This is a genomic window from Citrobacter sp. LJND-P06 (assembly GCF_058188415.1).
In genome coordinates, this window is the sequence record NZ_CP187317.1 from 37,907 (window position 1) to 51,518 (window position 13,612).

At 49.1% G+C, this 13,612-nt stretch carries 11 protein-coding genes and 1 tRNA gene; 7 read left to right on the top strand and 5 right to left on the bottom strand.

The features are described from left to right. Positions 1 to 70: 70 nt before the first annotated feature. The gene (locus ACO7SM_RS00190) at positions 71 to 487 is read left to right on the top strand and encodes a GNAT family N-acetyltransferase (RefSeq protein WP_490469237.1); all 417 of its coding nucleotides are present in this window, start codon (positions 71 to 73) and stop codon (positions 485 to 487) included. Between the two features lie 166 nt (positions 488 to 653). After that, positions 654 to 1,472, top strand: coding sequence for a lipoprotein NlpA (gene nlpA / locus ACO7SM_RS00195; RefSeq protein WP_490469238.1), 819 nt, complete (start codon positions 654 to 656; stop codon positions 1,470 to 1,472). A gap of 28 nt (positions 1,473 to 1,500) precedes the next feature. On the opposite strand, the gene ACO7SM_RS00200 is transcribed toward nlpA, so the two are convergent. Further along, positions 1,501 to 2,403, bottom strand: a complete 903-nt coding sequence (locus ACO7SM_RS00200; protein ID WP_490469239.1) for a carboxylate/amino acid/amine transporter — start codon at positions 2,401 to 2,403, stop codon at positions 1,501 to 1,503. Positions 2,404 to 2,578: 175 nt separating this feature from the next. On the opposite strand from ACO7SM_RS00200, the gene ACO7SM_RS00205 reads away from it, so the two are divergent. Beyond that, positions 2,579 to 3,487, top strand: a complete 909-nt coding sequence (locus ACO7SM_RS00205) for a LysR family transcriptional regulator (protein WP_490469240.1) — start codon at positions 2,579 to 2,581, stop codon at positions 3,485 to 3,487. 80 nt (positions 3,488 to 3,567) lie between these two features. Here ACO7SM_RS00205 and ACO7SM_RS00210 read toward each other — a convergent pair whose 3' ends face one another. Beyond that, on the bottom strand, positions 3,568 to 5,274 hold the full coding sequence (locus ACO7SM_RS00210) for a SulP family inorganic anion transporter (protein ID WP_490469241.1): 1,707 nt from the start codon (positions 5,272 to 5,274) through the stop codon (positions 3,568 to 3,570). 51 nt (positions 5,275 to 5,325) lie between these two features. On the opposite strand from ACO7SM_RS00210, the gene ACO7SM_RS00215 reads away from it, so the two are divergent. Beyond that, a complete protein-coding gene (locus ACO7SM_RS00215) occupies positions 5,326 to 5,448 on the top strand; it encodes a hypothetical protein (RefSeq protein ID WP_490469242.1) in 123 nt (40 codons plus the stop codon). A 158-nt stretch (positions 5,449 to 5,606) separates the two neighbouring features. On the opposite strand, the gene ACO7SM_RS00220 is transcribed toward ACO7SM_RS00215, so the two are convergent. After that, positions 5,607 to 5,897: a SymE family type I addiction module toxin gene (locus ACO7SM_RS00220; protein ID WP_490469243.1), complete on the bottom strand. Its 291-nt coding sequence runs from the start codon at positions 5,895 to 5,897 to the stop codon at positions 5,607 to 5,609. A 128-nt stretch (positions 5,898 to 6,025) separates the two neighbouring features. Here ACO7SM_RS00220 and ACO7SM_RS00225 point away from each other — a divergent pair, with 128 nt between their 5' ends. Beyond that, positions 6,026 to 6,193 carry a YlcI/YnfO family protein gene (locus ACO7SM_RS00225; RefSeq protein ID WP_490469244.1) on the top strand — a complete coding sequence of 56 codons (168 nt, stop codon included), beginning with the start codon at positions 6,026 to 6,028 and terminating at the stop codon, positions 6,191 to 6,193. An 83-nt stretch (positions 6,194 to 6,276) separates the two neighbouring features. On the opposite strand, the gene ACO7SM_RS00230 is transcribed toward ACO7SM_RS00225, so the two are convergent. Both ACO7SM_RS00230 and ACO7SM_RS00235 read right to left on the bottom strand, forming a co-directional pair. Continuing rightward, on the bottom strand, positions 6,277 to 9,144 hold the full coding sequence (locus tag ACO7SM_RS00230; RefSeq protein WP_490469245.1) for an SIR2 family protein: 2,868 nt from the start codon (positions 9,142 to 9,144) through the stop codon (positions 6,277 to 6,279). Between the two features lie 232 nt (positions 9,145 to 9,376). Then, positions 9,377 to 9,471: transfer RNA gene (locus ACO7SM_RS00235), tRNA-Sec, on the bottom strand. Positions 9,472 to 9,749: 278 nt separating this feature from the next. Between ACO7SM_RS00235 and ACO7SM_RS00240 the strand changes: the two genes are divergently transcribed. Together ACO7SM_RS00240 and yicI are read left to right on the top strand one after the other, a co-directional pair. Further along, on the top strand, positions 9,750 to 11,144 hold the full coding sequence (locus tag ACO7SM_RS00240; protein ID WP_490469246.1) for a glycoside-pentoside-hexuronide family transporter: 1,395 nt from the start codon (positions 9,750 to 9,752) through the stop codon (positions 11,142 to 11,144). Between the two features lie 12 nt (positions 11,145 to 11,156). Further along, entirely contained in the window at positions 11,157 to 13,475 is a 2,319-nt protein-coding gene (gene yicI, locus ACO7SM_RS00245) for an alpha-xylosidase (protein WP_490469247.1), read from the top strand. The last annotated feature ends 137 nt before the right edge of the window (positions 13,476 to 13,612 follow it).

Below are 13,612 nucleotides of genomic sequence, written 5' to 3' on the forward strand. Positions count from 1 at the left end.
CTCTCTCATCAGCCTGTGCTACCTTCAATAATGCGTTCAACCATAAGTTGTAGTTTTTCAGAGGGATAAAATGCAAATACAGATTACCGATACGGTGACCGAAGACGACCAGAATGCGCTCTTTAAGGGACTGCGAGCCTATAACGGCCAGTTTATTAAAACGACGAATTTCGGCGATCTCGCTGTCTACTGGCGGGATTCGCAAGGTGAAATGCAGGGGGGATTAATTGCGAAAATTAAGGGCGACTGGTTGTGCATTGAGTATTTGTGGGTGAGTGAATCCTTACGTAAAGCGGGTTATGGCAGCAAGCTGATGCAGGCGGCGGAGCAAACTGCACAGGCGCGGGGTTGTCTGCATGCGCTGGTGGATACCTTCAGTTTCCAGGCGCTGCCGTTTTACCAGAAACACGGCTATACACAGCAAATGACCTTGCCGGACTTCCCGGAAAAAGGCATTTCCCGCCACTATTTGTCGAAAACATTTTGATGACCGGATGGCGGAGCCAGAAGAAAACCGGGATTTCTGCCATCCGGTATTTTCCCGTTATGCCTTTTTCTTCTTATTGATGCTTTTTCGATTTTTAAACCGCCGCGCCTCTCCCGTTATAGTCATTTCATTACTCATTAGGCGGTTATTTAAAAAGGATAAAAACGTGAAATTGACGATACCTCATGTCTGGACAGGCACGGCAGTATTGCTGGCGGGATTACTGCTGGCAGGCTGCGATCAACAAAGCAGCGATGCAAAACACATCAAGGTGGGCGTGATTAACGGCGCCGAGCAGGATGTGGCGGAAGTCGCCAAAAAAGTGGCAAAAGAGAAATACGGCCTGGACGTCGAACTGGTCGGTTTTAGCGGTTCGCTGCTGCCCAACGACGCCACCAACCACGGCGAACTGGATGCTAACGTTTTCCAGCATCGCCCGTTCCTCGAACAGGATAACAAAGCGCACAACTACAAACTGGTGACGGTGGGCAATACGTTTGTCTTCCCGATGGCGGGCTATTCGAAAAAAATTAAAACCGTTGATCAACTGAAAGAGGGGGCGACGGTGGCGATCCCCAACGACCCAACCAACCTCGGTCGCGCGCTGTTACTGCTGCAAAAAGAAAAGCTGATCACCTTGAAAGCGGGGACAGGGCTGCTGCCAACAGCGCTGGATATCACCGACAATCCGCGTCACCTGAACATTATGGAACTGGAAGGCGCACAGTTACCGCGTGTCCTGGACGATGCCAAAGTCGATGTGGCGATCATCAGCACCACCTACATTCAGCAGACCGGGCTGTCTCCGGTGCATGACAGTGTGTTCATTGAAGATAAAAATTCGCCGTATGTGAACATTCTGGTGGCGCGGGAAGACAATAAAGACGCCGAAAACGTGAAAGAATTTCTTCAGTCCTATCAGTCGCCTGAAGTCGCTAAAGCGGCAGAGAAAATCTTTAACGGCGGCGCGGTGCCGGGCTGGTAATGCTCACCCGTTGCCGCGCCGGTTGACATCAGACTCCTCTGGCGCGGCGGCGGGAGTCCATTGAAATCAGCACCACCGAGGAGAGGATCAGCAGCGTACCCAGCCAGTCCGGCAGGGTGAACGTGATCCCCAGCAACAGCAGTGAGAGCAACGCACTGCTCAATGGCTCTGCGCAGCTCAGAATACTGGCCCTCGGCCCGCCAATCATCTGCGCGCCTTTCAGGTACAGGCTAAACGTCAGCGACGTGCCGATCACCACCAGATAGAAAAACGCCAGAATCAGACTGCCATTGACCACGAAGTGGGTGCCCTCTCCTGCGTAAAACGGCAACAGGATCACCCCGCCGATTAACATACTCCAGCCGACAATCGGTAACGTGCCGTACCGCGCAATCAGCGTCGACGGGTAGGTCGTATAAAACGCGGCGGCAAAGGCTGAGGCAATTCCCCAGAACAGTGCGGAAGGTGAAATCGTCAGCGACGTTGGGTTGCCGTGAGTCACCAGTAAAAAAGTGCCAATCAGCGAGGTGAGAATGGCGGTTAGCACCAGAATGCCGGGTCGCGCTTTACGCACCAGCGCGAACCACGCCACGATAATCGTCGGTGACAAAAATTGCAGCACCGTGGCGGTGGCGGCGTTGGATTTCTCGATAGTGAGCAGGAAGGTCAACTGTACGGTGAGCGCGCCAGCGATGGAGAAGATAAGCAGGCTCAGGGCGTCTTTGCGATTCCTGATGACGGAAAACACTTTATCGCCATGCACAAAGGAAAGCATAAGGAGGATCAGTCCGGCGAATATCAGACGCGTCATCGTCAGAAACTGCGACGACATCTGGCTTTGCTCCATAATGTACTGCGCGCATACCCCTGAACTGCCCCACAAAACGGCGGCGATCAGGACGTTCATCATCCCTCTTCTGGTGGAACTCATTATTTCCTCTGCGTGTTGTTTTGTCTTTTTTATGTGCAGGCATAATAGCAGAGATAATGTGCAAGTCGTCACCGGTAACCGCGTGGATATTCTGTATGAATAATTCGATGGCAAACCGACGGCAGAACGGGAAAAATAGCCTGACGGCGACCGGACTTATACTCGGGGAGTGCACATGTTCCGCCTTGAAGATCTCACGTTGTTTGTCCGCGCTGCGGCGTTAAACAGTTTTAGTGACGCCGCGCGAGAAGCAGGCGTGCCGCCTGCTCAGGTCAGTTCAGCCATCAAACGGCTGGAATCCATATTAAACATTCGCTTGTTCGCCCGCTCGACCCGCAGCCTGCGCCTGACGCCGGAAGGCGAAATCTGGCTGCCCTACGCCCGCCAGATGCTGGAGGCGATGTACGCGGGGTTGCAAAAGATCCACACGCCGGACGACGAGATTTCCGGGACGCTGCAAATTGCCGTGCCGTCCGACCTCGGGCGAAACCTGCTGTTGCCTGTTTTTCAGTCCTTCCGCCGTCGCCACCCCGCGCTACGGCTGCGGATATTTTTCTCCGATCAAATAGCCGATGTGTTCAAAGATCCGGTTGATGTCGCGTTTCGTTATGGCCACACCGAAGACGCCTCGTACATCGCGCTGCCTGTTGCACCCGGTAATCGCCGCGTGCTGGTGGCCTCGCCAGACTGGATTGCGCAACATGGCGAACCGCACAGCCCGGAGGAATTGGCGCAGCGCAATGCGTTGACGTTCGTGCTGCGTGGACGCCTTCACGACCGCTGGACGTTCATCCGCAACGGCGAAGTCAGTAGCGTGCAGGTGAATGGCGTCATGATGAGCGATGATGCCGAAGTCATCCGGCGGCTGGCGATTGCAGGGGAAGGGGTCGCGTACAAGTCCTGGCTGGACGTCTGTGACGATGTGCGAGACGGAAAGTTGCAGGTGCTGATGCCGGAATATCAGGGCGAGAGCGCGCCATTAAACATGATCTGCCCGCACCGCAAACAACTCTCCGCCGCCGTGCGCTTGCTGCATGAAGCGGTCAAAGCGCGCTGCGACGCGCTGGAGCAGTCACTTCCCTGAACCTGAACCCGACGCGAAATATTGACCGTACCAAAAGTGTTTAGGGATGCGCTTTTGGTACAGTCTGTAAACGCCGCCGGTTACGCGTCCTGATCCATACTGTCTTTACTTTGAATCAGCCTGAGCGCCAGATAAAGGTCGGGGGCAAAGATAATATTACTCTCGTCCATCATCGGTCGGTGTTCAGTAAACCAGCGTGTTAACTCCGTTTTTCTGCCTGCCAGCACTAACACGATGTTACGGGTCTGGAGTTCATTGATTAATTCATCAATGGTGGCTAATACGCTGATATCCGGATGGGTAAAGCACGCAACGGCGTCAATCACCACCCATTTGGGGTCAAACGTGGCGCCATCAACCAGATTCAGTATCCGCCGTTTAAAATAGGCCGCATTAAAATAGGTCAGGGGTGAATTAAAGCGATACATCATGACCCCAGGAACCATTTTGATCTCGTTTGAATTCCCTAAAGAGTGGATCATCCCATTTTCATCTGTCCCGAGCAGTTGCTCCGTAGGACGAAATACGGTGCGCAAAAATTGCAGTAAACCCAGTAATACAGCAAGCCCGATACCCTGAATAACGCCAATCAGTAACACGCAGACAAACGTAAAACAGGCCAGACGGAAAGCCGGTTTATTCCTCTTTCTCAGCCCCCACAGCCCACGTAAATCGATCAACGACCATGAGGCAAAAATTAAAACGACGCCGAGGGCGGAAACCGGGATGTATTTTAAGGGGTCAGTGAAGAACAAGACGATAACCGCAATCACCAGCGCGGCGATAATAGACACCAACTGGCTTTTACCGCCGTTGGCGTCATTCACGGCGGTGCGGGAGTCTGCGCCGCTTATCGCAAACCCCTGCGATAAACCGGACATGATGTTCGCAATGCCGAGGGCTCTGAATTCAACGTCGGCGTTAATCCCATAGCCGTTTTTGGCCGCAAAACTGCGCGCTGTCAGCATCAGGCTGACAAAACTGACTAACGCCAGGTTGAGCGCCGGGATCACTAAATCACGCATTAAACCGGGCTGGAATGTTCCCCAGTGGACAACGGGCAGACCCGACTGAAAGTTACTTCCGCCGATGGTGGCAACACCAAGCTGTTGTGCCGGGGTACACCACATCAGCAGTGTCATCAATATGATGGCAATTAAAGGGGCGGGCCACTGGCTGCGGAACTTCTTGACAGTAATGAGGATGGCGAACGTTAACAGTGAAATCGCGGCGGTTAATAAATGGCTGTCCGGGATCCGACCCGGTAAGGCGATAATTTTCTCAATCACCTGCTCCTGGTTGAGTGTAATGCCCAGCACTTTTCCCAGTTGCCCCACAATAATGGTGATGGCAACACCGTTAAGTAAACCGGTCAGGATCGGGTGTGAAAGCAGGTCGGCAATGGCGCCAAGCCGAAACTGGCTGGCAAGAATACACCACAGGCCCATCATCAGCGTCATGACGATGGTCAGTTGCCAGTGAAGTTCAGGGTTTCCGGCGGCCAGAGGAATAACGACAGCCGCGATCACGGCGCAGGTGGTGGCATCGGGGCCGACAATAAGCTGTCGGGAAGAACCAAACAGCGCATAGGCAATCATCGGTAAAATGCAGGAATACAGCCCGACGACAGCCCCCACACCGGCCAGCTCGGCATACGCAATAGCAACGGGAAGCGCCACCGCCGCGACGGATAATCCAGCTCTAATATCCTGTTTTAGCCAGCTTTTTTCGTAATCTAATAAATTCTTTAAGCCTGGCATGTAATTTAAAAGAATATATTTGAGCATAGCATTCTCCGGATACGGGTTAACTGCTCGACTGCATTTAGCGGACATATCATGCAATGTGAAATGCAACGCGTCGCCGATAGATTATGGATGCCAGCGACGTCACGCTCCAGCGGGAGCGCCATTCACCAGGATCCGGGGGGAGGCATTGTAACAGAAGCGGCAGAACGCTGAGTAGGCGCGCCTTGGTGTATCGGTGCTATGGTGTGGCCCGCAGGACTCGACTGTTGAAATTGCGTCCCACGGGTGGCGGGCGAGATAACCGACAGCCCAGATTAAGGGCTGATTCACATATTGAACCTGTAAGTCTCGCTTACAGGTTCAACGGAGGTCTATTGGGGGGCTGCCAGCATACTTTCTATTCTTTTTAGCTTATGTTGGGACTCTTTTAGCGCATCCAGCAACTTTTGTTGCTGTTCGTCACAGGCCATCAGGACAATACATCCCTCCGCGACTTTTACCGTCACCTGATGCCCGGTATCAAATCCCGCTTCTCGTAGCCACTTCCCTGAAAGCGTCAGGCTCGGTGTGCTTTTATTCGTTCCCTGCGGGCGATATCCCACAATGAGCGTGCGATCGGTTTTTGCAATCGGGGTGTCTGGGGTAGAATGCGGATCAGCCATAATCAACTCCTTGATAGTTGGTGAGGTTAGACGCCCTTTAGTGCTCCAACACTGCTGGGCGTTGTCAGAATTACGAATCCATGTGGTAGGTACCACATGCAGATAAACTAACCGAAATGGTACCTACCATGCAAGAGAAAAAGAAACCCAATTTTGACCGTACTAAAAGCACGATGAAGAACATCCGTTTTGAGGACGAGCTTTTAGAACAGATCGAGAAAGCTGCGGGGAAAGGGAATTTTAGTAAGTGGGTGAAAGAGGCTTGTAAAATAAGATTAGAATTTAAAGAGGATTAACTAATTTATAGTAAACTACTTCAATAAAAGGAAAAGTGTTACGAACGCTCATAATAAGCGCTCGTAATCATTTTAGTGGGATTCTAAGCAAGGACAGACTCAACCCATTCGTTACAGTACTTTTCAATTTGCCATGATTCTAGACTAATAATAGTTTGAACTGCTGTAGTATAAGGTAATGAAGATATTGTGCGCTCAATAATATTAGCCTCACCGGGCATGTCATTTTTCCAAATATTTCTAGCATAAACTAGAAAATATATTCCATTCAAATCTGAATTATCTGCTAACAAGCAGATTTCAGATATCCACTTTGCTGCATATCCAATATTATGTTGGTTGTGATAACTTAACGAAGATTGTTTGAATGCGGTATAAGATTTGCAAATAAGCTTTAATGCCATATCTGTCTCTTTCTTTAAAAGATAACACTTGCCAATGTTTCCATAATGCGAAGCAAATGTTATGTCAATCTTATCATCTGTGATTTCATCCAAGCTCTTACCTTCGCAAAAGTAAATCAATGCTTTGTCAATATTACTTTCAAAGCATGAGTCACGAAGTGCAAGGTTGTATCTGTGCTTTCCAAACCAGATATCTTTCTCCCCAAGCATATCTATTAAATCAGAGGCACTTTTGCCAAATGTTATAGCTTGCTTAATATCATTTTCAATCCAAAATTTATGGCACTGAGCTGATTTTAATAAGATTAAATTAGCGTCTGCCATTTGAAATGTATCAGCGTATCTTTTTGAGTATCTATCAAAGAGATCATATCTTCCAAACACAGATGTCCGGGTAAAGAACATGTCTATAAAATCTGAGAACCCCAAAAGATTAGTTATATGTTTATTTGACCATGTTATTTTTTCTAATAATAGGTCTGATAACCTAAGGTATTCTTCACAGTAGCCTGAAAGTAATAATGAATCTGAAGTTAATCTAATTTCATCAATAGCGTCTTGTATTTTGTTGGCAGAAATGAGAATTTCTATTTTCTTTAGGACTAACTCTATTTCATCTTGTGGAAGAACTTTTCCAAATTTGTTTTTTAGTAATACTATTATACCATCTAAATAACTAACATATAATGCTATATAACTCTCTTGCTCTCTTTCATCGTATTTTCCTTTAATGAATTCTCTAACCAAAGGATGTAATTCTAAATATCCCTCACCTCCTTTTTCAACAAGTAAATTAAGTGATTTTAATGATCTTACTGATTTTGAAAATTGATTATAATTAAGTTTCCTTGAAACTATTTTCGCAAGTTCGTCATGGGATTCTGCTATGTTGCATATTGATAATGTCCGTAATATTACTTTTTCTTTTTCCTTTAGTTCGTCCCATAAATTTTCTAAAACTGTTGCTGAAACGATAGTGGAAAAATTTGTGTCATCTTTTGATATGTCCCTTCTTTCTATTTTTTTCAAAACTTTATCAATGTTTTCAACCTTGACTCTCGATTGTGCAAGGATAAGTCCCATCCATAAAGGATGCCCTTGGGTGTTTCTATATAGGCGCTCTGCTAAATTTTTTAAATCATTATCTTTAATGTTATGATGATATTTAGTAATTAGTTCCTGAACCTCATGGTATTTTAATCCTTCTAAACGTATTTGATAAGTACCTACTCGTGCCAAATGGATAAAAGGTCTGCACGTAAATATAAATCTTGAGTTATGGTTTATATTCAATACACATTCAAAGAATTTTTTCATTTCGCCTGAAGGTACGAATTTTTGTAAATCAATATACTTATCTATATTGTCAAATACAAAAACACCCTTCTGCTCACCTAATTGCTGGAAGAAAATATCTACGAGAGCATCAGTTTCTAGCCCAATCAGATTCTTCGTAAGGATTTCATTTTTCGAAATAATTTCTATTAGTTGATATAGTTTTGTTTGGAAATTTAGTTCTTCCTCCTTAAAATCTCTCCACTCACAAATGTCAAAATCGCTCGGAGCAATTTCCGTTAAATATTTTGATGCTAGAGCTGACTTTCCTTGACCGCCAATGCCGGTAATAAAACAAGCTTTATGAAATAAACTTAATGCATTCATTTCATCGATTCGTCCAGCCCAGCATTCAATTATAGGTGGAGTATCATGCACTAACTTGATTTGATATCCGTCATCGTTATCATTGTTTTCATAGACCTCATTATTACTAATAACTTCAACTTCTTTACCATCACTATTATCTGTTAATTTTTCTAGTAATAATGGGAGTTCATCATAGTTATTTAATCTAATTGTATCAACAAAATCGTGGTTTATATTCTCCGTTGAAATGATGTAATGTTCTTTTCCAATGCCTTCATACATACTATTAAGAGTGCTAAAAAGATCAACTAAATAATGATCGCTCAAACTATATCCGATAAAGAGACAACTGTGTGAGGATATTATTTTAGTAAGCTGGAATTTGGCTAAGCCATTTCCTTCATATAAATTTTTATAATCAGATGTAAATATAACAGCATTATCAATAGCACTTGTGCATCCGTGTATTTTTAATACAAAAGGTTCTGATTCATCAATTTTTTGGAGGTTATATGTACTGTTTGTATCGATTTTTCTGATGCCGGTGTTAAACTCAATTAAAGTATCATAATTAGTGGTAATGAATTTTTTGCTTAATTTTTCAAGTTTTTTATATATACCAGATTTAATCTGCTTTGATGTTTCTGATTCGAATGTTTTAAATATTTCTCGTTTATTGCTTTCTTTTATTTTGTCGAGTATTTCAAGTGGGCTAAATAAACCATCATTCAAAGCTGATTTGTATCCTGGGCCTTTTTCAATGTTAGGATTATCAAGGGTCTTGCTAACAATGTCTTTCCAGAGCGGCAATCCAACGCTAGATGATAAACCAGCTCCAACAAATATCAAAAGTTTATCTTCTTTTATGGCATTTTTTAGTTGGTTTGGAATTTTACAGTCCATTATAATCCACCGTTTTTAATCATTGGTTATGTAAGCAAGGATTTTCATTGTGGTCAGATAGCTTGAAAATTTAATATGTTAGAAGAGGGTTTTTAATTAATCACTAAATATATCAGTATAAAAATCACCTCATCTATATTGATAGCTAAGTGACCAACGATGTTTGAGAAAAATTATAGTGCCAGATGAAACAGCAAGTAGCTACGATAATCATGTTTTAACAGTGGAATTTTGGCGGAAGATCACAGGAGTCGAACCTGCCCGGGACCGCTGGCGGCCCCAACTGGATTTGAAGTCCAGCCACCTCACCGGAGATGACGATCTTCCGCGCCTCGATTGCTACATGGAGGCGGGGCGCATTATAGCTACTTCCTGGCGATTCCACATCACTAATCACACTTTTTTCCTCACCGTTTCGTCTTACTATGATCGGTTTCATATAAATCCTTATAAAATCCATTAGTTACATCTTCACCTCTCCGGCAGCGCTACGCCGATCACAGAAAACAAGAATCGTAAGTTGATAACAAAATAACGGAATACTCGCGCCGACAAGTATGGTTTACAACGTCTGTAACCGGTCTCATAGCACCAAGGATAAGCAGATGAAAAGTGAAGTGTTATCCGTTAAAGAGAAGATTGGCTACGGCATGGGTGACGCCGCCAGCCACATCATTTTTGATAACGTCATGTTTTACATGATGTTTTTTTATACCGACATCTTTGGTATTCCCGCTGGCTTTGTCGGCACCATGTTCCTGCTGGCGCGTGCGCTGGATGCGATTTCCGACCCGTGCATGGGCCTGCTTGCCGACCGTACCCGCAGCCGCTGGGGTAAGTTCCGTCCGTGGATTTTGTTTGGTGCGATCCCGTTCGGCATCGTCTGCGTGCTGGCCTACACCACGCCGGATCTCAGCCTGAACGGTAAAATGATTTATGCCGCCGTTACTTACACGCTGCTGACCCTGCTCTATACCGTGGTCAACATCCCTTACTGCGCGCTGGGCGGCGTGATCACCAACGACCCGACGCAGCGTATCTCGCTGCAATCCTGGCGCTTTGTGCTGGCGACGGCGGGCGGTATGCTCTCGACGGTGCTGATGATGCCGCTGGTGAATCTGATGGGCGGTGAAGATAAAGCGTTCGGCTTCCAGGGCGGGATCGCCGTGCTGTCGGTGGTGGCGTTTCTGATGCTGGCGTTCTGCTTCTTTACCACCAAAGAGCGCATCCAGGTGCCGCCGAGCACCACTTCCATGCGTGAAGACCTGCGCGACATCTGGCAAAACGACCAGTGGCGCGTCGTTGGCGCACTCACCATTCTCAACATTCTTGCCGTCTGCGTGCGCGGCGGTGCGATGATGTACTACTGTACCTGGATCATGGGCTCGCCGGAAATCTTCGTCGCGTTCCTCACCACCTACTGCGTCGGCAACCTGATCGGTTCCGCGCTGGCGAAACCGCTCACCGACTGGAAATGTAAAGTCAGTATCTTCTGGTGGACTAACGCCGCACTGGCGGTCGTGAGCGTAGCGATGTTCTTCGTGCCGATGCAGGCCACAATCCTGATGTTCGTCTTTATCTTCGTGATTGGCGTACTGCACCAACTGGTAACACCAATTCAGTGGGTCATGATGTCCGACACCGTCGACTATGGCGAATGGACTAACGGCAAACGCCTGACCGGCATCAGCTTCGCGGGCACGCTGTTCGTGCTGAAACTCGGCCTGGCGCTGGGCGGGGCGATGATTGGCTGGATGCTGGCAGGCGGTGGCTACGATGCCGCTGCCAAAACGCAGAACAGCACCACTATCAGCATCATCATTGGCTTGTTCACCCTGGCCCCGGCCATTTGCTACGTGCTGAGCGCGATTATCGCCAAACGCTATTACACGCTGAAAACGCCATTCCTGACCAAAATCCTGGGCGAGCTGGCACAAGGCGCGCGCCGCAATCAGCAGGAATTTGAAACCCTGCCGGTCAGCAAAGAATTGCAGAACTAAGAGGATAAAAGTATGAAAATCAGTGACGGTAACTGGCTCATTCAGCCGGGCCTGAATGTGACGTATCCGGTTCAGGTGTTTGATGTGGAGCAGCAGGGCAACGACCTGGTGGTGTACGTTGCGCCGCGCGACGTGCGTGAGCGCACCTGGCAGCTCGACACATTGATGTTTACGGTTCGCCTGTTCTCGCCACAGGAAGGGATTGTCGGTGTGCGCATCGAGCACTTCCAGGGTCAGCTTAACAACGGGCCGCATTATCCGCTGAACGTGCTGAAAGACATAAAAGTTGAGATTGAAAACAACGCGGAGTTTGCCGAGCTGAAAAGCGGTAACCTCAGCGTGCGCGTCACCAGGGGCGAGTTCTGGGCGCTGGATTTCCTGCGCGATGGGCAGCGTATCACCGGCAGCCAGTTGAAAAACAACGGCTACGTGCAGGATGGCAACACCGACAGTAACTACATGTTTGAGCGCCTCGATTTGGGCGTCGGCGAAACGGTTTACGGCCTGGGCGAGCGCTTTACCGCGCTGGTGCGCAACGGTCAGACGGTTGAAACCTGGAACCGCGACGGCGGCACCAGTACCGAACAGTCGTACAAAAACATTCCGTTCTACCTGACCAACCGCGGCTACGGCGTGCTGGTGAACCATCCGGAAAACGTCTCCTTCGAAGTCGGCTCCGAGAAAGTCTCCAAAGTGCAGTTCAGCGTCGAAGGCGAGTATCTGGAATATTTCGTGATCGACGGCCCGACCCCGAAAGCGGTGCTGAACCGCTATACGCAGTTCACCGGCCGCCCGGCGCTGCCGCCCGCGTGGTCGTTTGGCCTGTGGCTCACCACCTCGTTCACCACCAATTACGATGAAGCGACGGTCAACAGCTTCATTGACGGTATGGCGGAGCGCAATTTGCCGCTGCATGTTTTCCACTTTGACTGCTTCTGGATGAAGGCTTTTCAGTGGTGTGATTTTGAGTGGGATCCGGTGACGTTCCCGGACCCGGAGGGGATGATCCGCCGCCTCAAAGCCAAAGGGCTGAAGGTCTGCGTGTGGATAAACCCGTACATCGGCCAGAAATCGCCGGTGTTTAAGGAACTGAAAGAGAAAGGTTATCTGCTCAAGCGCCTGGACGGCTCTCTGTGGCAGTGGGACAAATGGCAGCCGGGTCTGGCGATTTATGACTTCACCAATCCGGATGCCTGTAAATGGTATGCCGACAAGCTGAAAGGCCTGGTGGATATTGGCGTCGACTGCTTTAAAACCGACTTCGGCGAACGTATTCCGACCGATGTGCAGTGGTTCGACGGTGCCGATCCGCAGAAAATGCACAACCATTATGCGTACATCTACAACGAACTGGTGTGGAACGTGCTCAAAGAGACCGTCGGTGAAGAAGAGGCGGTACTGTTTGCGCGTTCTGCGTCCGTCGGTGCGCAAAAGTTCCCGGTACACTGGGGCGGTGACTGTTACGCCAACTACGAATCCATGGCGGAAAGCCTGCGCGGCGGGTTGTCTATCGGCCTCTCCGGCTTTGGTTTCTGGAGCCATGATATCGGCGGCTTCGAAAATACCGCGCCAGCGCACGTCTACAAACGCTGGTGCGCGTTTGGCTTGCTCTCCAGCCACAGTCGCCTGCACGGCAGCAAATCCTACCGGGTGCCGTGGGCGTATGACGACGAATCCTGCGATGTGGTGCGCTATTTCACTGAGCAAAAGTGCCGGATGATGCCGTATCTGTACCGCCAGGCGGCGCTGGCTCGCGAGTGCGGTACGCCAATGCTGCGCGCCATGATGCTGGAGTTCCCGGACGATCCCGCCTGCGATTACCTCGACCGCCAGTACATGCTGGGGGATTCCGTGATGGTGGCGCCGGTGTTCTCGGAGGCGGGCGACGTGCAGTTTTATCTGCCGGAAGGCCGCTGGACGCACCTGTGGCGCAATGACGAGGTCGCGGGTAGCCGCTGGCACAAACAGCAGCATGACGTCCTGAGTTTGCCGGTGTACGTGCGAGACAACACCCTGCTGGCGCTGGGCAGCAATAGCCAGAAACCGGATTACGCCTGGCATGAAGGCACCGCGTTCCAGTTGTTCCATCTGGAAGAGGGGCGCGAAACGTTGTGCGAAGTCCCTGCCGCAGATGGTTCGGTCATCTTCACGCTCAAAGCGAAGCGTACCCATAATACGCTCACGGTAACGGGCGAAGGCGACGCGCGCGACTGGACGCTGTGCCTGCGTAACATCCCGCAGATCGCGGGTGTGAAAGGGGGGTCACATATCAGCAGCGAGTGGGGTGTGGTGGTGAAAGCAGCAGGAAACGAGCTGGTGATTCACCTGTGATGCTGTTCCCCTCTCCCCAAAAGGGCGAGGGGTGCCGGAGTGTGATGTGTAGGCCGGGTAAGGCGAAGCCGCCACCCGGCTTTTTTGCTGGCACCTGAGCCTAAAATTGCCCGGTGGCGCTGCGCTTGCCGGGCCTA

Coding starts and splice junctions, on each gene's coding strand:
- ACO7SM_RS00215 (WP_490469242.1), top strand. CDS start 5,326: ATGCAATGTGAAATGCAACGCGTCGCCGATAGATTATGGATGCCAGCG.
- ACO7SM_RS00205 (WP_490469240.1), top strand. CDS start 2,579: ATGTTCCGCCTTGAAGATCTCACGTTGTTTGTCCGCGCTGCGGCGTTA.
- ACO7SM_RS00210 (WP_490469241.1), bottom strand. CDS start 5,274: ATGCTCAAATATATTCTTTTAAATTACATGCCAGGCTTAAAGAATTTA.
- ACO7SM_RS00190 (WP_490469237.1), top strand. CDS start 71: ATGCAAATACAGATTACCGATACGGTGACCGAAGACGACCAGAATGCG.
- yicI (WP_490469247.1), top strand. CDS start 11,157: ATGAAAATCAGTGACGGTAACTGGCTCATTCAGCCGGGCCTGAATGTG.
- ACO7SM_RS00220 (WP_490469243.1), bottom strand. CDS start 5,897: ATGGCTGATCCGCATTCTACCCCAGACACCCCGATTGCAAAAACCGAT.
- ACO7SM_RS00200 (WP_490469239.1), bottom strand. CDS start 2,403: ATGAGTTCCACCAGAAGAGGGATGATGAACGTCCTGATCGCCGCCGTT.
- ACO7SM_RS00225 (WP_490469244.1), top strand. CDS start 6,026: ATGCAAGAGAAAAAGAAACCCAATTTTGACCGTACTAAAAGCACGATG.
- ACO7SM_RS00240 (WP_490469246.1), top strand. CDS start 9,750: ATGAAAAGTGAAGTGTTATCCGTTAAAGAGAAGATTGGCTACGGCATG.
- ACO7SM_RS00230 (WP_490469245.1), bottom strand. CDS start 9,144: ATGGACTGTAAAATTCCAAACCAACTAAAAAATGCCATAAAAGAAGAT.